This window comes from Pseudomonas rhizozeae (assembly GCF_031583775.1).
Taxonomy (GTDB): Bacteria; Pseudomonadota; Gammaproteobacteria; order Pseudomonadales; family Pseudomonadaceae; genus Aquipseudomonas.
The window spans coordinates 15,583-36,605 of record NZ_JAVLSB010000031.1; the positions used below are offsets into that span (position 1 = coordinate 15,583).

16 protein-coding genes and 1 pseudogene are annotated in these 21,023 nt (G+C 56.6%); 10 read left to right on the forward strand and 7 right to left on the reverse strand.

Features of this window, described 5'->3' with window-relative positions; all coding sequences use genetic code 11:
- Positions 1 to 3: 3 nt before the first annotated feature.
- From RG836_RS27305 to RG836_RS09940, 6 genes and pseudogenes are all read right to left on the reverse strand, one after another.
- Positions 4 to 510, reverse strand: a pseudogene (locus RG836_RS27305) (MCP four helix bundle domain-containing protein); the annotation flags it as partial.
- A gap of 171 nt (positions 511 to 681) precedes the next feature.
- On the reverse strand, positions 682 to 1,824 hold the full coding sequence (locus RG836_RS09920; protein ID WP_310845063.1) for a glycerate kinase: 1,143 nt from the start codon (positions 1,822 to 1,824) through the stop codon (positions 682 to 684).
- Between the two features lie 114 nt (positions 1,825 to 1,938).
- On the reverse strand, positions 1,939 to 3,057 hold the full coding sequence (locus RG836_RS09925) for a sugar diacid recognition domain-containing protein (protein ID WP_310845064.1): 1,119 nt from the start codon (positions 3,055 to 3,057) through the stop codon (positions 1,939 to 1,941).
- A gap of 340 nt (positions 3,058 to 3,397) precedes the next feature.
- The gene (glgB, locus tag RG836_RS09930) at positions 3,398 to 5,632 is read right to left on the reverse strand and encodes a 1,4-alpha-glucan branching protein GlgB (protein WP_310845066.1); all 2,235 of its coding nucleotides are present in this window, start codon (positions 5,630 to 5,632) and stop codon (positions 3,398 to 3,400) included.
- 2 nt (positions 5,633 to 5,634) lie between these two features.
- The gene (gene treS / locus RG836_RS09935; protein WP_310845068.1) at positions 5,635 to 8,970 is read right to left on the reverse strand and encodes a maltose alpha-D-glucosyltransferase; all 3,336 of its coding nucleotides are present in this window, start codon (positions 8,968 to 8,970) and stop codon (positions 5,635 to 5,637) included.
- Between the two features lie 176 nt (positions 8,971 to 9,146).
- Positions 9,147 to 11,144 (reverse strand): alpha-1,4-glucan--maltose-1-phosphate maltosyltransferase, encoded by a 1,998-nt coding sequence (locus RG836_RS09940; protein WP_310845070.1) that lies wholly within the window; start codon positions 11,142 to 11,144, stop codon positions 9,147 to 9,149.
- A 243-nt stretch (positions 11,145 to 11,387) separates the two neighbouring features.
- Here RG836_RS09940 and RG836_RS09945 point away from each other — a divergent pair, with 243 nt between their 5' ends.
- From RG836_RS09945 to RG836_RS09975, 7 genes are all read left to right on the forward strand, one after another.
- Positions 11,388 to 11,558, forward strand: coding sequence for a hypothetical protein (locus tag RG836_RS09945; protein ID WP_310845071.1), 171 nt, complete (start codon positions 11,388 to 11,390; stop codon positions 11,556 to 11,558).
- Between the two features lie 487 nt (positions 11,559 to 12,045).
- Positions 12,046 to 12,264 carry a hypothetical protein gene (locus RG836_RS09950; RefSeq protein WP_310845073.1) on the forward strand — a complete coding sequence of 73 codons (219 nt, stop codon included), beginning with the start codon at positions 12,046 to 12,048 and terminating at the stop codon, positions 12,262 to 12,264.
- Between the two features lie 65 nt (positions 12,265 to 12,329).
- Positions 12,330 to 13,187 (forward strand): McbB family protein, encoded by an 858-nt coding sequence (locus tag RG836_RS09955; protein ID WP_310845074.1) that lies wholly within the window; start codon positions 12,330 to 12,332, stop codon positions 13,185 to 13,187.
- Positions 13,184 to 13,969 (forward strand): nitroreductase family protein, encoded by a 786-nt coding sequence (locus RG836_RS09960; RefSeq protein ID WP_310845075.1) that lies wholly within the window; start codon positions 13,184 to 13,186, stop codon positions 13,967 to 13,969. The genes RG836_RS09955 and RG836_RS09960 overlap by 4 nt, the downstream gene beginning before the upstream one ends.
- Positions 13,970 to 13,975: 6 nt before the next feature.
- Positions 13,976 to 15,163, forward strand: coding sequence for a YcaO-like family protein (locus RG836_RS09965; protein WP_310845077.1), 1,188 nt, complete (start codon positions 13,976 to 13,978; stop codon positions 15,161 to 15,163).
- Between the two features lie 13 nt (positions 15,164 to 15,176).
- Positions 15,177 to 15,920: an ABC transporter permease gene (locus RG836_RS09970; protein WP_310845079.1), complete on the forward strand. Its 744-nt coding sequence runs from the start codon at positions 15,177 to 15,179 to the stop codon at positions 15,918 to 15,920.
- Positions 15,920 to 16,624, forward strand: coding sequence for an AAA family ATPase (locus RG836_RS09975; RefSeq protein ID WP_310845081.1), 705 nt, complete (start codon positions 15,920 to 15,922; stop codon positions 16,622 to 16,624). Before RG836_RS09970 ends, RG836_RS09975 begins: the two co-directional genes overlap by 1 nt.
- Positions 16,625 to 16,673: 49 nt before the next feature.
- On the opposite strand, the gene RG836_RS09980 is transcribed toward RG836_RS09975, so the two are convergent.
- Complete coding sequence (locus RG836_RS09980) at positions 16,674 to 17,210, reverse strand: MgtC/SapB family protein (protein WP_310845083.1); 537 nt, start codon at positions 17,208 to 17,210, stop codon at positions 16,674 to 16,676.
- A gap of 124 nt (positions 17,211 to 17,334) precedes the next feature.
- Between RG836_RS09980 and RG836_RS09985 the strand changes: the two genes are divergently transcribed.
- The 3 genes from RG836_RS09985 to mapR all read left to right on the forward strand — a co-directional run bounded on the left by RG836_RS09985 (position 17,335) and on the right by mapR (position 20,788).
- The gene (locus RG836_RS09985) at positions 17,335 to 17,568 is read left to right on the forward strand and encodes a DUF3203 family protein (protein WP_310845084.1); all 234 of its coding nucleotides are present in this window, start codon (positions 17,335 to 17,337) and stop codon (positions 17,566 to 17,568) included.
- 182 nt (positions 17,569 to 17,750) lie between these two features.
- Positions 17,751 to 19,172: a cytochrome c oxidase accessory protein CcoG gene (gene ccoG, locus RG836_RS09990; RefSeq protein WP_310845085.1), complete on the forward strand. Its 1,422-nt coding sequence runs from the start codon at positions 17,751 to 17,753 to the stop codon at positions 19,170 to 19,172.
- A 206-nt stretch (positions 19,173 to 19,378) separates the two neighbouring features.
- On the forward strand, positions 19,379 to 20,788 hold the full coding sequence (gene mapR, locus RG836_RS09995) for a GntR family transcriptional regulator MpaR (protein ID WP_310845087.1): 1,410 nt from the start codon (positions 19,379 to 19,381) through the stop codon (positions 20,786 to 20,788).
- Positions 20,789 to 21,023 lie beyond the last annotated feature (235 nt).

Here is a 21,023-nt window from a genome sequence, read left to right on the forward strand (position 1 = left end):
CATGGCGTCGGTGCCCTCCTTGACCCGCGTGTTGATCAAGGTGCGCATCTCTTCGAGTTTGTTTTGCCGCGAGAGGTCGAGCATCTCCCGTTGCGCCTGCAAATAGTTATCGAAGGTAGTGGTGAACGTTTTGTACAGCGCCAACTCGTCGGCGCCGGCCGGCAGTGCCGCGTAACTGGCCTGCGCCGCACGGGCCTTGTCGACCAGCGCCCCAATGCGGGTTTCGGCTTCCTGCAGGCTGGCCGGCTCGCGGTTGACCAGGATGCGGAACGAGGTGATCCGCATGCGCAGCACGTTTTCGCTGATCTGACTGAGGAAACCCACGCTGGGCAGCTGATTGCTGCTCATGTCGACTGATGCCTGGCGAATGATGGTCATGCGGTTGACTGCGAACACGCCGAGGATCACCACCAGCAGTGCAATGAAAGCAAAACCCAGAAAGGCGCGCGGAGCGATATTGAGATTACGCAAGGACATAGGATGACTCTCGGGAGTGTTGAACTCGGGCATCCGTGCCGTATTCGCTGGCCTGCAGCGCGGCGTCACCGTGGTAAGAGGGTCATTCGCCTGACCTTGTTATCGGCCGGACTTTAGGAATACTGCGGGGATTGGATAAATATATTTCAGGAAATTACGAGTGTTTCAGAGGTGAAACACTCGGTGCATGGCGCCCCCTACTCGCTACGCGCTGGATTTCGCCAATCGCCAGACCCGCGCGATGTCTACCGCGCGCTCTTGCAGCAATCGCGGCGCTTCGGCACAGGCTTGCTCCAGGGTCATCGGCCCGCTGGCCAAGGCGAACGCGGCGTCGATGCCGTGATCGTAGAGTTCCTGATAGCCCTCGCCCAAGGTGCCAGCAAGGACGATCACCGGCACGCCTGCCTGTCGGGCGATCCGCGCCACACCGAACGGCGTCTTGCCGCGCAGGGTTTGCGCATCGAAACGGCCTTCGCCGGTAATCACCAGGTCCGCGCCTTGCACCGCTTCCGCCAGGCCCACCAGGTCGGCGACCACTTCCACCCCGGCGCGGAACTGCGCAGCGAGAAAGGCCTTGGCCGCAAACCCCAAGCCGCCGGCCGCACCACTGCCCGGCTCATCACGGACATCTTTAGGCAAGACCTTGGCGCAATGCTCGGCGAAATGTCCCAACGCTTGATCCAGCAGCTGCACTTGCTCGGGCGATGCGCCTTTTTGCGGACCGAAAATCGCCGACGCGCCGTGCGGGCCGCACAGGGGATTGTTGACGTCGGCCGCGATCTCGAAGCGCACCGCCGCCAGCCGTGGGTCGAGCCCTTGCAGGTCGATGCGCTCCAATTGCGCCAAGGCCAGCCCGCCGGGTGGCAGCTCATGATCGTCAGCGTCGATCAAACGCACGCCCAGCGCCTGCATGGCCCCGGCCCCGCCGTCATTGGTGGCACTGCCGCCGATGGCCAGGATGATGCGTTCGGCACCGGCATCCAGGGCCGCGCGGATCAGTTCACCGGTGCCGAAGGTGCCGCTGGAACACGCATCGCGCTGCCCCGGCGGGACTAACTGCAAACCGCTGGCCTCGGCCATTTCGATGATCGCCGTGTGGCTTTGCGGCAGCCAGCCCCAATGGGCGTTGACCGTGGCGCCGAGCGGGCCGCGGACGCTCTGGCGGCGCAGCTCGCCGTCACACGCGGCCAGAATCGATTCCACGGTCCCCTCCCCGCCGTCCGCCATCGGACACTTGAGCAATTGCGCGTCGGGCCAGACATCGGCCAGGCCGAGCGCGATAGCATCGGCCACCCCTTGCGCGCTGAGGCTGTCCTTGAACGAGTCGGGGGCGATGACGATTTTCATGTGGATTCTCCGAAGGCGATGCAGATCATGCTGCCAGTTGCCAGCGCCGCTGACGCCGGTCCGCTGCACAAGTGGCGACAGGCTTTGTTGTTCATTCCTACAAACACTGGCGAATCAAACGACAGTGCTCGCCGGCAACAGCTGAACCCCGAGATAGAGCGCGAGCATGCCATCCAGTCTCAGTGGATCGACGCCACTGAGTTCGGCGATCCGCTCCATCCGGTAACGCAGGCTGTTGCGGTGGATGCCCAACGCATCGGCGCAGGCCTGACTCTGGCCATCGTGTTCGCACCAACTGCGCAAGGTGGCGAGCAACTGGCCATTGTTGTCCTTGGCGAGCACTCTGCGCAGGGGGCTGAGCAGTTCGTCGAGGGCGTCGTCGTGACGATGGCGCCACAGCAGTACCGGCAGCGCGTAACGGTCGAGGACCAGCAGCCGCGAATCCGGCAACACCTCGCGGCCATAGGCGAGCAGATCACCGACCCGACGATAGCTGCGGCGCAGCCCGTTCAAGCCTTCGGTCGCACCACCGACCGCGATGCGCAGGATGTTCCAACCCAGGCCATCGAGTTTTTCCAGCAGTCGTGGCGCGTCCACCATATGACTGGCCGGGCGACACCAGAGCAGCGACGACGGCGCGGCGCTCACGCACCAACTGTCTGGGTAACGTGACATCAGCCAGGCGCTCAACGCCTCGACGGTCTGCCCCGGCCGCTGATCCGCGCCCAATTCAAAAAGGCACGGCACGCGCGCCAGTTGCGGCTTCAACCCCATCTGCTGCGCTTCGTCCACCAACCGTGGCGAATCGCCTGTTTCGCTGAGCAATAAGGCCAGCAGATCGTCGCAGCGCTGCCGCCGCCATTGTTGCTCACCCTGCTGGTTGCGCTGGCTGACCAGCATTTCGGCGGTCATCCGCACCAGTTCTGCGTAGGTGCGCAGTTGCTCCGGCTCACCGGTGATGCCTAGCACACCAATGAGCCGTTGATCGAGCAGCAGCGGCAAGTTGATGCCAGGCTGCACGCCCTTGAGGTGCATCGCGGTCTGACTGTCGATTTCCACCACCCGCCCGTTGGCCAGCACCAGTTGCGCGCCTTCGTGGCGAGTGTTGACCCGCTCCGGCTCGCCACTGCCCAGGATCAAACCCTGGCTGTCCATGACATTGACGTTGTACGGCAGGATCGCCATCGCCCGGTCGACGATGTCCTGGGCCAGGTCGTGATCGAGTTCAAACATGAGGGGCGGCATCCTATCGGCAGGGTCGGGAATCGTCGGCGTTCAACGTTACCCTTGCGCGGCAGAAAATCATAATAAAGCGTGTTGGGTGATGTCTCGGGGATTGGTGTGGCGGCAGGAGGCATTTGCGAGCAGGCTCGCTCCCACAGAGGATTGGGGATGTTGGTAGGGATGTGTTGGCAGTCAGACCGCTATCGCTGGCAAGCCAGCTCCCACAGGGTTTTCAGGTGTTCAGAGAATCGTGATCACACTGAAAAACGGTGGGAGCTGGCTTGCCAGCGATGGCGTCACATCAGGCAACGCACATCTGTTGCCTGACGATCAACGTCTCAACAGCCGATCAACCCTCCGGCCGGAGGATGATCACCGCCAGTGGCGGCAGATTCAGCATCAGCGACATTTCCTGGCCATGGCTCGGTTCATCCTCGGTGAACACCCCGCCGCCATTGCCATAGTTGGAACCGGCATAGGTATCGGCATCGCTGTTCAGCAGCTCGGTCCAGCGCCCTGGGAACGGCACGCCGACGCGGTAGGCTTGGCGCGGCACTGGAGTGAAGTTGGCCACTACTAGCACCGGTTTGCCGTCCTTGCTCCAGCGCAGCCAGGCGTAAACGCTGTTGATCGCGTCATCGCCGATCAGCCACTGGAAGCCCTGCGGCTTATCGTCCTGGTCGTGCAGCGCTGGCTCTTCGCGGTACAACCGGTTCAAGTCGCTGACCAGTTTCTGTACGCCTTTGTGCTCAGGGTATTGCAGCAGGTACCAGTCCAGTTGCTGATCATGGTTCCACTCGCGCCACTGGCCGAACTCGCAGCCCATGAACAACAGCTTCTTGCCCGGATGGGTCCACATAAAGCTCAGGTAAGCGCGCAAGTTGGCGAATTTCTGCCAGCGGTCACCGGGCATTTTGTCGATCAGCGAATGCTTGCCGTGCACCACTTCATCGTGGGAGATCGGCAGGATGAAGCGCTCGGACCAGGCGTAGACCAGGCCGAAACTGAGTTCATTGTGGTGATGGCCACGGTAAACCGGATCCTGTTGGATGTAATGCAGCGAATCGTGCATCCAGCCCATGTTCCATTTGTAATTGAAGCCCAACCCGCCCTGCTGGGTGCCCTGGCTCACGCCCGGCCATGCGGTGGACTCTTCGGCAATCATCAGCGCGCCGGGGGCTTCGAGGGCCACCACGTCGTTGAGATGGCGGACGAAATCAATGGCTTCAAGGTTCTCGCGGCCGCCGTGACGGTTAGGAATCCATTCGCCAGCCTTGCGCGAATAATCGCGATACAACATCGACGCCACGGCATCGACCCGCAGCCCGTCAATGTGGAAATGCTTGAGCCAATGCAGCGCCGACGCCAGCATAAAGCCGTGCACCTCGGTGCGGCCCAGGTTGTAAATCAGCGTGTCCCAATCCTGGTGGAAACCTTCCAGCGGGTTGCCGTATTCGTACAGCGCGGTGCCGTCGAATTGCGCCAAACCGTGGGTATCGGTTGGGAAATGCGCGGGCACCCAGTCAAGGATCACGCCGATCTCCGCTTGGTGACAGGCGTTGACGAACGCCGCAAAGTCGTCCGGCGAACCATAGCGCGCACTTGGGGCGAACTGCGACAACGGCTGATAACCCCAGGAACCGCCAAACGGGTGCTCCATGATCGGCATCAGTTCGATGTGAGTGAAACCCAGTTCTTTGACGTACGGGATCAAGCGATCAGCCAGTTCGTGCCAGTTGTACTGCCGCGCCACTTCGCCCGCTTCGTCGAGCTCGCACTGCCAGGACCCGGCGTGCAACTCGTAGATCGACAGCGCCGCACTGTTGCCTTGGCGCTCGCCGCGCTGTTGCATCCAGTCCTGGTCTTGCCAGTCGATGTTCAGTTTCGACGCTACTTTGGACGCGGTGTCCGGCGGCAGCGCAGTGGCCAAGGCCACTGGGTCGGCTTTCAGCGGCAGGATGCCGTGGGCGCCGAGCACTTCATATTTGTAAGTTTCGCCAGCCTGCAGGCGTGGCACGAACAACTCCCAGACCCCGGAAGGATGGCGCAGGCGCATCGGATGCCGGCGACCGTCCCAGACATTGAAGTCACCGACCACCGAAACACGCTTGGCATTCGGTGCCCACACGGCAAACCGGACACCGTCGACCCCTTCCACGTTCATCAGTTGTGCGCCGAGGCACGAACTCAGGTCGCGGTGGTTGCCTTCGGCAAACAGGTACAAGTCCATCTCGCCCAGCAACTGGCCGAAGCTGTAGGGATCTTCCGCAGTTTGCTCGCCGCCGGCCCAACGGGTGCGCAGCAGGTAGGGCTGAGCGTGGTCGAAATGGCCGACAAACAAGCCCGGAGTCTGCGTGGCGTCAAGGCTGCCCAGTTCTTCACCGGACTCTTTGGCCACCACTTGCACGCTCAAGGCATCAGGCAGGTAGGCACGGATAAACTGCCCACCCTTGCCGTCGCCGTGCGGCCCGAGGATGGCAAAAGGATCCTGGTGTTCGGCGCGTACCAACGCGTCGATGTCCCGCGCGTCAGGGAGCGCGGTAGCTTGTTTGATCTGACCCTGATCCTTGTTCAAGAAACTCATGACTACTCTCCACCCACATCGGAAAAGGGTTTGAGCCCACTCAATAACCCGACCAGACCGTGCAGTGGCACGGGTAGCCAGGTGGGGCGATTTTCGGCTTCATAGGCCACTTCATAGGCCGCCTTCTCCAGACCGAACAACGCCAACGCGGCGTCCTCGCCTTCCGGGTCTTGCCATGCATGAGCAAGACTAGCTGCCGCCAGCCGGTATGCCTTCACAAATGCCTGGCGCGCTTCGGCCAGGTAACGTTCCGCAACCCTGCGGCGGGCCGCTTGTGCCTCGTCGGTGTTGTCGACGTTGTGCACGTTAATGGTCATCGCCGCGGCGTAGTCGAATGAGCGCAATACACCGCTGACGTCTTTATACGGGCTGTGCTTGCCACGGCGTTCGTGCAGCGGCCGCGCCGGTTCACCTTCGAAGTCAATCAGGTAGGCGTCGCCCTTGATCACCAGAACCTGGCCCAGGTGAAGATCACCATGGACCCGAATCCGCAGTCCGCCAACGGCTTTCTTCGCCAGTGCCTGGATATGCGCGAGCACGACCTTTTTGTTTTCCAGCAAACGACTGACCAACGCCTGGTCCGCCGGGTTCAATTGATTCTGCTGCTGTTTGAGCAACTGCAAGGCGCGCTCCATTTGCGCAGTGACATCCTTGGCCGTCGCGCTTGCATCCTTGGCGCTGGTGACCACCGGCGCGAAGTCCGGGTCTTCGGTAGGCGCCGCCAGCACATGGTGCATCTCACCGAGGCGCTGGCCGAGCATGCCGGCGAAATCCTTGAGCTCGCCGAGGGCGTTGTAATGCTGGTCCTGCTCGGACATGGCATCCGCCAGCTCATCGCGCAAGGCGCGTTCGAGGTTGTTCTGCGTCCATTCCCAGGCATCGCCCTGATTGCTCAAGTAACCTTGGGCGATCATCAGCAGCGAGTCTTCGCCCTGCGCGTCACGGCGCACCACCGAACCGAGCAGCGGCGAGATGTTGGGGAAACCGGCCGCCGTCAAATACGCGCTCATTTCCAGTTCTGGGTGAACCCCGGACGCCAGTTTGCGGATCAATTTGAGCACCAGGCTCTTGCCCACCACCACCGAACTGTTGGATTGCTCAGCGGACAGGTAACGCACTTCGGACTCGGCATTGAGCCCGAGTTTCGCCAGTTGCGCGGTCGGCTCGAAGATCAGTTCGCCGCCGCTGGCCGGCAATACGCTGTTGTCGTGCATCCCGGCCAGCACGGCGCGGACGAAGTTTTCCAGGCTGAATGCATCGGTAATCAAACCCACCTGACGTCCACGGCGAACACGGGCCAGGGCCAGTTGCTGCGGCAACGCCGGGCCGACCTGATCCTCGGCGATAAAGCCAAATGGCAGCTGATAACGCGCGGTCTGGCCGCCGCTGGTGACTTCGATTTCGCTCAGCAACACCGGATGTTGCGCATCGCCGAAACGCACACCATCGGCGATGTGCACGTTCTCGATGGCCGAATCCTTGCCGGCGAACCAGCGACGGTTCTGCAGCCAGTTCGGCAGGATCTGTTCTTCCAGCGCTTGGCGCGAAGGCGATTCCAGCAGTTCTTCCATGCGTTGTTTGAGCACCAGGGTGGTGAAGTCCGGCAAGCTTTGCGCCGGTTCAACGTGCCAGCTCGGCATTTGATTCTCCGCGGCCAGAACAAACCAGTAGAAGCCGTAAGGGGCCAGCGTCAGCAGAAAATTCAACTGGCCAATGGGTGGGAAAGCGTTACCGCCAAGCATCTCCACCGGCACCATGCCGACGTAGGCCGACAAGTCCAGCTCCGCCGCCTGCGCGCTGCGCGAGACGTTAGCCACGCACAGAATGATCTCTTGCTTGCCGTCGTCGCCGGTGTATTCGCGGGTGTACGCCAGGATCCGCCGGTTGCTCGGCGACAACATGTTCAACGTGCCGCGCCCGAACGCCTTGGTCTGTTTGCGCACGGCGAGCATGCGCCGGGTCCAGTTCAGCAGCGAATGCGGATCACCGGCCTGGGTTTCGACGTTCACCGACAGGTAGCCGTACTGCGGATCCATGATCGGCGGCAGGACCAGGCTCGCCGGGTCGGCGCGGGAAAAACCGCCATTGCGGTCGATCGACCACTGCATCGGCGTGCGCACACCGTCGCGGTCGCCAAGGTAGATGTTGTCGCCCATGCCGATTTCATCGCCGTAATACAGGGTCGGCGTCCCCGGCATCGACAGCAGCAGGCTATTGAGCAGCTCGACGCGCCGGCGATCCCGTTCCAGCAAGGGTGCGAGGCGGCGACGGATACCCAGGTTGATCCGCGCGCGCCGATCGGCCGCGTAGTAATTCCACAGGTAATCGCGCTCTTTGTCAGTGACCATTTCCAGCGTCAGTTCATCGTGGTTGCGCAGGAAAATCGCCCATTGGCAATTGGCGGGGATCTCCGGGGTCTGGCGCAGGATGTCAGTGATCGGGAAACGATCTTCCTGGGCCAGCGCCATGTACATGCGCGGCATCAACGGGAAGTGGAATGCCATGTGGCATTCGTCGCCGTTGTCGCCCTTCACGTCGCCGAAATACAACTGGGTGTCTTCCGGCCACTGGTTGGCCTCGGCCAGCAGCATGCGGTCCGGGTAATGCGCGTCGATTTCGGCGCGGATCTGCTTGAGAACGCTGTGGGTTTCCGGAAGGTTTTCGTTGTTGGTGCCGTCACGCTCGATCAGGTACGGGATGGCGTCGAGGCGCAGGCCGTCGATGCCCATGTCGAGCCAGTAATGCATTACCGACAGCACCGCTTTCATCACTTGCGGGTTATCGAAGTTCAGGTCTGGCTGGTGCGAATAGAAACGGTGCCAGAAGTACTGGCCGGCGACCGGGTCCCAGGTCCAGTTGGACTTTTCGGTGTCGAGGAAAATGATCCGCGTACCGTCGTATTTCTGGTCGTCATCCGACCACACATAAAAGTCCCGCGCCGCCGAACCGGCCTTGGCCTTACGCGCTCGCTGGAACCACGGATGCTGGTCTGAGGTGTGGTTGATGACCAGCTCGGTGATCACCCGCAAGCCGCGTTTGTGCGCTTCGGCGATAAAGCGCTTGGCGTCGGCCAACGTCCCGTAGTCGGGGCTGACGCCACGGTATTCGGCAATGTCATAGCCATCATCGCGGCGTGGCGACGGGTAGAACGGCAACAGCCAAATGGTGTTGACGCCGAGGTCGGCAATGTAATCGAGTTTGGCGATCAGGCCGGGAAAGTCGCCGATCCCGTCGTTGTTGGAGTCGAAATAGGATTTGACATGGACTTGATAGATGACCGCGTCTTTGTACCAGAGCGGGTCATTGATGAACGTCGCTGACCTGGGTTTCTTCGCCATTTGAAACTCCTGTTGAATATGGTTTTTTGTGGCGAGGGCTGGCTCCCGCCGGGTCGCGTAGCGGCCCCAAAACTATTAGCGACACCGTGCTGTCAGGCCTGGCGACTGCTGCGCAGTCGAGCGGGAGCAAGTAAGCTCCCTCGCCACATCAGCAATCGCCACAGCAGCAACAGCGATTAACCCGTGGTAATCCGCCAAATCCCGAACGGCTGATTCCACGGTTCAATGCGCATAAATTGCGACTTGCCGTACCAGGTCCAGCGGTGGCCGTTCATCAAGTCCTCGCCCTGGGTTTCGGCGTCGTCCGGCAAGCCCAATTCCCACAGCGGCAGTTCGAAATGCGCTTCCTGGACGTTGTGTGGATCGAGGCTGACCGCCACCAGAATAAAATTGCTGCCATCGGCGCTGCGTTTACCGAAGTACAGAATGTTGTCGTTCCAGGCGTTGTAGATCTTCAGGCCCAAATGGGTGTGCAGCGCCGGGTTCTGCCGGCGAATGCGGTTGAGCTGGGCGATCTCGGCAATGATGTTGCCCGGCGCGGTGAAGTCCCGTGGACGGATTTCGTATTTCTCAGAGTCCAGGTATTCCTCCTTGCCTGGCACCGGCGCCGCTTCGCACAATTCGAAGCCCGAATACATGCCCCACAACCCCGAGCCCATGGTCGCCAACGCCGCGCGGATGAGGAACCCGGCACGCCCCGATTCATGCAGGAACGCCGGGTTGATGTCCGGGGTGTTGACGAAGAAATTCGGCCGGTAGCATTCGCGCAACGGCGATTCGTTGAGTTCGCTGAGGTAAGTCGACAACTCGTACTTGGTGTTGCGCCAGGTGAAATAGGTGTAGCTCTGGGTGTAACCGACCTTGCCCAGGCGCGCCATCATCGCCGGCGTGGTGAAAGCCTCGGCGAGGAACATCACCTCTGGGTACAGCGCCCGCACATCGGCAATCAGCCATTGCCAGAACGGCAGCGGCTTGGTGTGCGGGTTATCGACGCGGAAGATCTTCACACCCTCCTCGACCCAACCGACCACGATGTCGCGTAACTCGGTCCACAGACTCGGGATGGCGTCCGCGGCATAAAAGTCGACGTTAACGATGTCCTGGTATTTCTTCGGCGGGTTCTCGGCATATTTGATCGTGCCGTCCGGGCGCCAGTTGAACCAACCCGGGTGCTGTTTGAGCCACGGATGGTCCTGGGAACACTGAATCGCGAAGTCGAGGGCGATTTCCAGACCATGCTCGGCGGCCGCGGCCACCAAACGCCGGAAGTCATCGCGGGTCCCGAGTTCCGGGTGAATCGCCTCGTGCCCACCGTCGCTGCTACCGATGGCATAAGGGCTGCCCGGATCATTCGGGCCGGCGGTCAACGAGTTGTTCGGGCCTTTGCGGTGCGCGCGGCCGATCGGGTGGATCGGCGGGAAATACAGCACGTCGAAGCCCATGTCCTGAATCATCGGCAACCGCGCGTGCACGTCATTAAAGGTGCCGTGGCGAGCCTTGTCGTCGGTGATCGAGCGCGGGAACAGCTCGTACCAACTGGCGAACTGCGCCAGGTCACGCTCGACGTCCAGCGGGTATTCCGGGCTCAGGCTCAGATACGGGCGCAGATCGGCCTCGGCCATCAGGTCGGCGCTGCGCTGGTGCAGAAACAACGCGACCTGCTCGGTTTCAAGCAGGCCGCTGAGTTCGTGGTGCAACGCCGCCAAGTCTTCGCTCAGTTGGCCTTCGCTGCGTTCGGCAGCCTGCTGCACATAACTGCGGCCCTCCTGCAACTCCAGGCTGACCGGCACGCCGGCGGTGTGCTTTTTCTCCAGTTCGTAACGGAAACTGGCGAACTGGTCGATCCAGGCTTCGATACAAAACACATAGCGGCCCTGCTCCGGCACGGTGAAGCTGCCCTGCCAGCCGTTATTACCCAACTCGTCCATGGTTGCGCTGCGCCAGGCGTCATCGCCCTCGCCGCGCCACCGAATCCGCACAGCCATTTTGTCGTGACCGTCGGCGAAGACTTTGCTGGTTACCGTGATGTCCTGGCCGGCTACGGCTTTCACCGCAAACTGGCCGCCATCGAGGGTCGGCATGGTGTTCTCAATGGCGATGCGTGGCAGCAGCAAAGCCTGGGATAACGGCAATTGTGCGTTGTAGTGCAACTCAGTCGGTTTTTCAGCAGTCATCGAGCATCTCTCCTTTACGCCCCATGGACGCTCATGTGTCTGAATAGTCGTCGCGTGGCTGCCTCGCGCTGGAATCAGCCCACCAAGGTTCCGAGCGACAGCGGCGGACAAAAGTTCACCGGGATTGCTCGCCGCACATCCGCGGGAATCAAAACCGCACACCGCAGGTCAATCTTTAAGAAGCACGACTCACGCCATGTGCCGCCGCTGTGCTTTGGCCATCAATCCAGGAGGACCGCTCCGATGAACATCCCGATTCCTGCAGAAACCCCCGACCCGAACATCGACACCCCGACGCTCCCCCCCACCGAACCGCAACCAGTGCCGGAACAAGAACCACCGGGCACAACGCCGCCGGCCAAGGAAGAACCGCCGAGTACTGTGCCGCCGGTGATTGTGACGCCTCAAGTGTAGAAGCAACGAAGGCTGCGCTGCGGACACACCCAGCGCAGCGGATTTTCGGCCTTGACGATTCGTGACCTCCCCACTTACCTCTGCGTGTATTCCATTACCTAATCTCGAACCTCACTAACTTGCACGCCGCCCTACCGCTCGTCGGATTAACAGTTCGATTGGCAAAGAAAATCAGCCGTTAACTTACAAGAAACAAGGAAGTTTCTTACATAGATCTGAGGACGGAAGTCATGTGTGGGCGCGCACACGAATATTCAAACTCTGTCAAACCACGCGTATAGCCTGAACAATTTAAATACTCCAGCACGTTTATAGATAACAACTACTCATCGGAAAGTTAATAATCTAAAGCAAGAAATTGCCTTTTTTCTTGAGCGTTTCTTCCTACAGCAGAAAAGAGACCTACTTGAAAAATTGCATCGAAGACTCTAAAAATTTAACGGCCACTCAATGACGGATGGCGATAAATGACAAGGACATCGACATAATGAAAAATGAAAACTTGATCGAAACTCTCTTTAGCTTTAATGAAGAGTTTGGCAACGCAAATAGTCCAAAAATGGCTGGCGGGTCCGGCGGCGCTGGTGGTTGTGGTGGGAGTGGTGGTTGCGGCGGTGGCGGTGGCTGCAGTGGTGGCAGTGGCGGTAGCGGAGGTTCTGGAGGTAACGCCGTCACGAGTCAAAGCGAAGTAACTACTGAACAATAATTAAAACAATAGAAAAGGGCAGGCCTTTCTGAGCCTATCAGAAAGGCCTGCATGGAGCCACTACCATGCAATTAAGCATAAGCAATTACGAAATCCTTAATTTCCAAAACGACAACATTGTATTATCGGAAAATGGCATCACTAAAATAAAATCATATTCTCTATTTGATGTCATAAAAGCCATACACGCTAAAAAATCTATCACCAAGCATGAGTTAGACGATTTGTTCGGGGCGCACAGACTCGATTCCACCGAGGCCTATGAAGCTCTTAAAAAAATAATTAAAATTGACCAAATCGCTGAGTATTATTTCGAAAAAATAACGGTGGCGTACAACTGGAACTTCGACATACAACTTGAAAACATACTCAAAGAGGAGCTTCCTTGCGAATTCAATGTATGTCATTTCGATGACCTGATATCAAATACCAACGAGCCTTATAAGTACCTCGTAGTTTTGCTGTGTGAACAATATAATTACCAAGACCTTAAAAATCTATATTTCGCTTTCGTATCGAAGCACCCTGACAGCGCGATATCGGTAGGTTATTGCAAAGGGAATACCTATGTGATCAGCCAGCCTTTTATACCGGATATGGGTAACGCCTGTCACTTTTGCTCGATCGACAAATTACTGAACAATGAGTATTACAAAAACTCGACAAACTCGTGGTCAAAATTACTGAAATTTTGCCACGAAAGAGAAACAAGCATACCTGGCCAAACGATGAGTCTTTTTCAGAAAACCCTGGTTTTCGGTGCAACAGTGCAGAAGATAAAAACGGTAACGGGTCTTGGCCGTGTTTATCGCTTTCAAGACAATATACTGACGGAGACTACCATCTCGCTAAACGATGGATCTGTATCTGAATCGGCAGCTTCCCATTGGTGCATGTGCGATTGTATTGGAGGTACCAAGTGAAAAACATTCCTCATGATTATTACCTCAGGTTCACAGATCCGCTTGTTTACGAACGGATTTTAAATTTCCACTGCCAGGGAAACTTTATCATTCATGACGCAACACGCCATTCTACGTCCTTGCATTTCTTTGAAAGCAAGCATCTTGAAGATTTAACGGGTAACGAACTCAGACTGTATCCACCTTCGAAGTCCATTATTTCTGCAGATTCAATGACTAGCTTATCAAGCGATTTACATAGAAACGAATCGTGCGACTATTTTGATAAATCCCATATCGACTTCGACACGGTAAAACAGATAGTCGAACCCTTGACCTCAAGACAACACAACAGCTTCAAGCGCGGTTATCCCAGCGCCGGCGCATTATACCCCACCGAGATATTTGTGTGTTGCTTGACGGATCAGGCACTAGATTGGCCGTGCGAAGAAAGGATATTGCACCTTCTTCCAAATTCGTGCGAATTCGAGGCAGTTAGAAACAGTGAAGACGTGACACCTTTGAAAATATCGATATTAACAAAAGATACCGATATCGGATCACCAGCGCTAGCCATCGTTTACACGTCCTTTATGCCTAAAACAGTATTCAAATATCGGTACCGAGGCTACCGAATGGCACTCATGGAGGTTGGCTCAATGTATATGCTCACAGATTTACAAGTTAAAAAAGTAGGACTGCAAAGCCGCTTATGGTCAGCCTATAACGACACAATGCTGTGCAAGTCGATCGGAATCAACCCCGCGCTTTTTCTGCCACTGTGTGTCCAATTTATCGGATGAATAAGCATGAACCTATATTTCCAAGATAACTTGTCAAGCATTGTCTTCCAACCCGCTTGCCTGACACATATGCCGTCTTCCGTAGAGGTGAGTGATATCTGGGGAAACGGTGGGTCAGGCATTGGCAGGGGTTCCCATTCGACTCGAACAGCTTTAGGAGAATATTTCGAGCGTCGGCATTTCTATATGGAGATCATTCCTTGCACAACTGGCAAGCTCTCGCACACGCTTACCAAGAAGGAACAACTTAAACTCGGTACTGCGCTTATCCAGACCTCCAGTAAAACCACCACGCTGCGCAGTATTAACAGACATGAGTTTAACCTGACCAAAGTGTATAGAGCAAAAGATTTCACGGAGTGTTTTATACCTAGCGCGCTCATATCATTAAGCAGCCACAAAATCGAGAAAGACAACGAATTGTACCCACTCAGGGACACCTGTGGCTGCAGCTTTCATCGAAATGCTGAAAAGGCAATATTTGGCTCTTTGAAGGAACAACTTGAAAGGCAATTTCTAGTTAGATATTGGCTCACTAGTAAATGTCGAAAAATATTAAGCCAAGTTGAGATAGATCAACTTAAAATACAAGGCCCTGCATCTGCAATTTATTCCAATTTGATAAATACGGGAAGTGTGTCGGTCATCGACATATCGGATCGACACTTCCCTGGAAAATGCTTGCTGCTTGTCTACGGCAACGACAGCGAATCAGCAAGCGTTAGATATTGCGCGGGCATGGCTTATTCGGCGACGCCGGCGGAGGCATTGGAGAAATCTTTGCTAGAGCTTTGGCAGACATATCGGTTTATGGACGTTTTTCACACTACAAATGGGCGCATTAGGGAAATCCACGACCCCTATCTCCAGCATTTTATGAATTGCAACCATTATAAAACGTACGCTGACATCGTGGCCTTTATTCAGGAAGGCTCATCTCAAGACATACATACAATGCCATTCACCACCCAAGGATTATTAGATTCGCTCAACGCAAATGAAATCACCGGTTTTATTTATCTGAAACCCATACAAATAGAAGGCGCTACTTATTTCGCCGCTAAATACGTCTCTCCTGACTTATTTTTGCACATGAATAGTTCAAGAAACATTAACCTATCCAATCAATATTCCGCTCATTTCTTCGAAGCGATCATGCCTGAACGGCAGCAAGTCATGGTGCCCTTCCCCTAGGACGGAAAACAATATGAAACGAACATTGCAACGATCAAGTCACCTCGCAATCATTTTCATCAAAGAGCAAATGAAGGAGCCAACCGCTCTACTGTGGACAGTCTTATCACCTATAGCGTTTTATTATGTACTGATTTCTTTTGAAAATTCAATTTTACCGCCTGACTCGAACTATATAGAATCTACGTCTCTTTTTTACGCCTACATTTCATCTAGCGTCGCGTTGTTTGGATTTGCTCTGTACATAATTGGGAGAAGGGAAAGTGGCTTTATAAGATCTTTCATCTATACCTTTGAAGCTAAATTCATCTTTCTCCTCGGTCATTTTTTCGCTTATTCATTTATTGTAATAGCCTACGCCGTCATTTTCTATATCTTCACCAAGCCCAACTCAGGAACTTTTAACCCAATGGAGCTTCTATCAATCGTTTACCGATGCTACATCTGCTTCTTGCTATTTAATACACTCGGCCTGCTTATTACTGCCCTGCCGATGACTTTTCAGAACGCCAACACTGTATTGTCTATCATTTCATTTATATTTTTGATTCTGGCGATTGCGGGAAACAATACACAGCGATCCGTGGAGATAAGCACAATCTACCAATACAACCCACTTATCATTGCGAAAATGATACTGGCCGGCAGCCTGCATCCGGCTAAACAAATCGCAACGATAATAGGGCTAACATTTACAATACTTTTTTATGCAAACTACCATTACTTAAGAGTTAATCCCGTCTGGAGTCGATATTAATGAAATCAATGATTATAGATAAGCTCAGCTTTGGATACGACAGTCGCGCTTTATTCAGAGAGACCTCATTATCTGTTTGCTCTGGTGCTATTGTCGGATTGCTCGGGCCTAACGGCTCTGGAAAGACGACTCTCTTTGATATAATTTGCAGTATTAAACAGGCAGAGTACTGCCAGTTGATCATTGATTTTTCTACCCACCTTTATCTCTCTCAAACAATTACAACTCCGCACACCTTAAGAATGTTCGATATTTTCAAAATGATCACAATTCTCTGTTCCAGTAAAAAACTTAGCAAAGACATGGCTATTGAAAAACTTCAAATTTGGTGCCCTGAACTCATTAGTCGGTATGCCGATATCTGGGCAAAAAAATCCGCGAACTGCAGTTATGGTGAAAAACGCTGGTTCTTTACTTTGAGCCTGTTGGCTATGAATGCTGATTTCGTTATTTTGGATGAACCGACAGCAGGCGTAGACCCCGAGTTTCGACATTATATATGGAAATGTTTGAAGGGCGCGGCGAAGGGTGGTACGGCAGTACTAGTGTCTTCTCATAATATCGATGAGATCACTATGAATTGCGACAGATTTTATATGATTAGTCAAAAAAAATTGAACCCGTTTGATTCAGCGGATGGGTTTAAATCTCACTATGGAGGAAATACCCTCGATGAGGCTTTCATACTCGCAGCAGCACTTTAATGCTCGTATTAAGTCGCCTCTAAGTTAATGTCAGCACAATCTTCTACGGTCAGGGCGCGGTTCCATTGCCGTCCTCGTCGCCATCACTGCTGTCGTGATCTTTGTCCAGTAGACGCACGATTCTCGGCATTACGCTGAAAATCGCTAACGCCAGCAACGTGCTGAGCACCGCCGTCGCTTCCCGACCCAACCCGGCGGAGACGCCGATGGCGGCGGTCATCCATAAACCGGCGGCGGTGGTCAGGCCACGCACCTGGGCATCGTCGCCATCGGTGTTTTTCAGGATGGTGCCGGCGCCGAGGAAGCCGATGCCGGCGATTACCCCTTGCACCACCCGGCTCATGGCATCGGCCTGGGAGCCGGACATCTGCGGCACCAAGACAAACAACGCGGCCCCTAACGCCACCAGCATGTGCGTGCGCACGCCAGCGGCCTTGCCTTTGTGTTCTCGCTCAAAGCCGAGAATCCCGCCAAGCAACGCAGCAATCAGCAAGCGTACGGTGATTTGCGTGAGTTGCTTGGCGTCACCGATGTCGGCGAACTCCGCTTGCAGCGTTACCCAGACTTCATGCCACCATCCGTCCATGCATCTGTCCTTTTAAGAATTGGGGGTAAGCGATGGACCGCAGCGACCACTAATCGGTTGCACAGAACGTTAAGTGCGCTGGCGAACCTAAGGTATTAACTTCACGCGAAAAAAGGATCTCACCATGGCCGTGCGCATCGAAAATCAGACCTGCTTTTTCACCGTCGAGAATGGCGAGGAGATTCGCCTGTGCGAAGACCTGACGGTGATCACCGATTCGGCCATGGCCATGTCTGCGGTGGACATCGACGGCACGCGGGTTTACATCACCGAAGCAGAAGCCGATGCATTAACCGTAGCAGGCGCTGCGGATGGCCGCCGGCACTTGAAGGAAACCGACGGTGATTCGGTGATTTGAATGACCTGAGTCAATATTCGCCACCCTAGCCCTGACAATCGCCCTGCGACTGCTTCAAGTTGTCGCAGGGCGAGAACGTGTACCAATCTGATCCGCTTTTTATCGCAATAACTGAGTCTGTTATGCAAACAGATCAGCGGTGATAGTGCTCACGCCTGATGGAGGCTGATGAGCACACGACCATGAGCGAACAAATCCCTGTCCGAAATCTCGAAACGGCTCCAGCCGTTCACAGCTTCACGCCCAAAGTGAAGGTCAAGACTAGCGATAAGTTGATCCACACCCGCAGTTTCACCGGTCTGTTTCGCAACCTGCGCCTGAGCGGTGCGGGATTTCTGTTTCTGCTGTTTTTCGGTACGGTGTGGATCGATTGGGGTGACCGCCAAGCGGTGCTCTGGGACCTCGCGGAGAGCAAATTCCACATTTTCGGTGCGACCTTCTGGCCGCAGGATTTCATCCTGCTGTCGGCGCTGTTGATCATCGCCGCATTTGGCCTGTTCGCTATCACGGTGTTTGCCGGGCGCGTCTGGTGCGGTTACACCTGCCCGCAGAGCTCCTGGACGTGGATCTTCATGTGGGTGGAAAAAGTCACCGAGGGCGAACGTAATCAGCGGATCAAGCTGCAAGCAGCGCCTTGGGGCCTGAACAAACTGCTGCGGCGCTCGGCCAAGCACACGCTGTGGCTGGCGATCAGCCTGCTGACCGGGCTGACCTTCGTCGGTTACTTCACACCGATCCGGCCGCTGGCCGAGGAACTGCTGACCCTGCAAATGGGCGGCGTCAGCCTGTTCTGGGTGTTGTTCTTCACGGCAGCCACTTACCTCAACGCCGGTTGGCTGCGCGAAGCGGTGTGCATGCACATGTGTCCCTATGCGCGGTTCCAGAGCGTGATGTTCGATAAAGACACCCTGACCATTTCCTACGACGCCGCCCGTGGCGAAAACCGTGGCCCGCGCAAACGCGAGGTAAAACCGGCGGACGTTGGCCTGGGCGACTGCATCGATTGCCAGGTCTGCGTGCAGGTGTGCCCGACCGGCATCGACATCCGCGACGGCTTGCAGATGGGATGCATCGGGTGCGCGGCGTGCATCGACGCTTGTGATTCGATCATGGACAAAATGGGCTACGACCGCGGCCTGATCCGTTACACCTCGGAACGCGAGTTGCAGGGCGGCAAGACCCACCTGCTGCGACCACGGCTGATCGGTTACACGCTGGTGCTGGTGGCAATGATCGCCGCCCTCGCCTGGGCCTTGGTGGAGCGGCCGATGGTGTCGCTGGATGTGAGCAAGGATCGCGGCCTGTTCCGCGAAAACAGCCAGGGCCAGATCGAGAACATCTATAGCTTGAAAGTCATCAACAAAACCCAGCAGCGCCAGGCCTATCAACTGAGCCTGGTGGATGGCGACGGCTTCCAGTTGCAGGGCAACACTGCGCTGAGCCTTGCCCCGGGCGAGATCGTCGATGTGCCGGTGTCGGTGGCGATGATCGCCGAGCGGCCGAGCAGCAGCTCGCAGACTATCGTCTTCCGCGTTACCGACAGCGATGAAGCGGCGATTTACAGCGAAGCGAAGAGCCGCTTTGTTGCGCCGATGAATCGTTGAGCCGTTAAGATGCCGTCCATTATCTGGCACGGTCTCTGTGGCGAGGGAGCTTGCTCCCGCTCGGCTGCGGAGCAGTCGCAAACTCGTGGGGGCGCTGCGCACCCCAGCGGGAGCAAGCTCCCTCGCCACAAGATGCTGGCTGACCACAAGAATCTTGACTGACCACAAGACGTGTACCACATGAATACTCTCAACTCGGGCCATCCATGAAACGCTACGAAAAATTCGCCGATGACATCGCTGAACTGATCCGCTCCGGCGTTCTCGGCCCGGGCCAGCGGGTGCCATCGGTGCGCTACGCCAGCCAGACCTATGGTGTCAGCCCGTCCACGGTGTTCCAGGCCTACTACCTGCTGGAACGTCGCGGCCTGATCCGCGCCCGGCCGCGCTCCGGCTACTTCGTCAATACCCACGCGCCGAGCCCGTTTTCCGAGCCGGTGATCAGCAGTCAGGTCAACGAGTCCACCGAAGTCGACGTCAGCGAACTGGTGTTTTCCGTGCTCGACTCGATCAAGGACCCGAACACCGTGCCGTTCGGCTCGGCGTTCCCCAGCCCAACGCTGTTTCCGCTGCAACGGCTGTCGCGCTCTTTGTCCAGTGCAACCCGCGAGATGGACCCGCGCATGGTGGTGACTGACCTGTCGCCGGGCAACCCGCAACTGCGCCGGCAGATCGCCCTGCGTTACATGGTCGGTGGCCTGATGTTACCGATGGAAGAATTGCTGATCACCAACGGCGCCCTCGAGGCGCTGAACCTGTGCCTGCAAGCGGTGACCGAACCCGGCGATCTGGTGGCCATTGAAGCGCCGGCGTTCTACGCCAGCCTGCAAGTGCTGGAACGCTTGAAGCTCAAAGCGGTGGAAATCCCCGTGCATCCGCGTGATGGCATCGACCTCGGCGTGCTCGCGCAAACCCTGGAGCGCCATCCGATCAAGGCCTGCTGGTGCATGACCAGTTTCCAGAACCCCATGGGCGCGACCATGCCCGAGGCAAAGAAGCAGGCACTGGTGGAGCTGTTGCGCGAGCACCAGGTGCCGCTGATCGAGGACGACGTATACGCCGAACTGTATTACGGGCAGCAAGCACCGAAACCGGCCAAGGCGTTCGACACCGAGGGGCTGGTGATGCATTGCGGATCGTTCGCCAAGAGCCTGGCGCCGGGCTACCGCATCGGTTGGGTCGCGGCTGGGCGCTATGCGCAAAAAATCGAACGGCTGAAATTGATGACCTCGTTGTGCGCATCGATGCCGGCGCAAGCGGCCATCGCCGATTACCTGCAACACGGTGGCTACGACCGGCACCTGCGCAAACTGCGTTACGCCCTGGAAGAACAGCAAAGCGCCATGCTCGCTGCCATCGCCCGCTACTTCCCCGCGCAAACTCGGGTCAGCCAACCGGCCGGCGGTTATTTCCTGTGGCTGGAATTGCCGGAGCAGATGGATTCACTGAAGTTGTTTCAGATGGCCCTGGCCCAAGGCATCAGCATCGCGCCGGGACCCATTTTTTCGCCGACCCAGCGCTTTCGCAATTGCATTCGATTGAATTACGGCAGCCCGTGGAATGAAGCGTCGGAGAAGGCAATGGAGACATTGGGGCGGATCGTGCGGTCATTCTGATAGATCAATATCGCTAGATAGGTACACCTGCACAAGCTCTAGTGCCTGAACAAAAGTCATCGCTGGCAAGCCAAGCTCCCACAGGGTTTTGAGTACACCCGCAGATTATTCAATAGCTGAAAGTCAGCTTTCGTCGGAACGCCGCCCGGAGCCGGCTCGCTCCCACAGGAGAATGCGTACAACCCGAAGCCAGGTCGGCTACTAGGCCGCCTCGGCGCACAGCTTTTGATGTGGC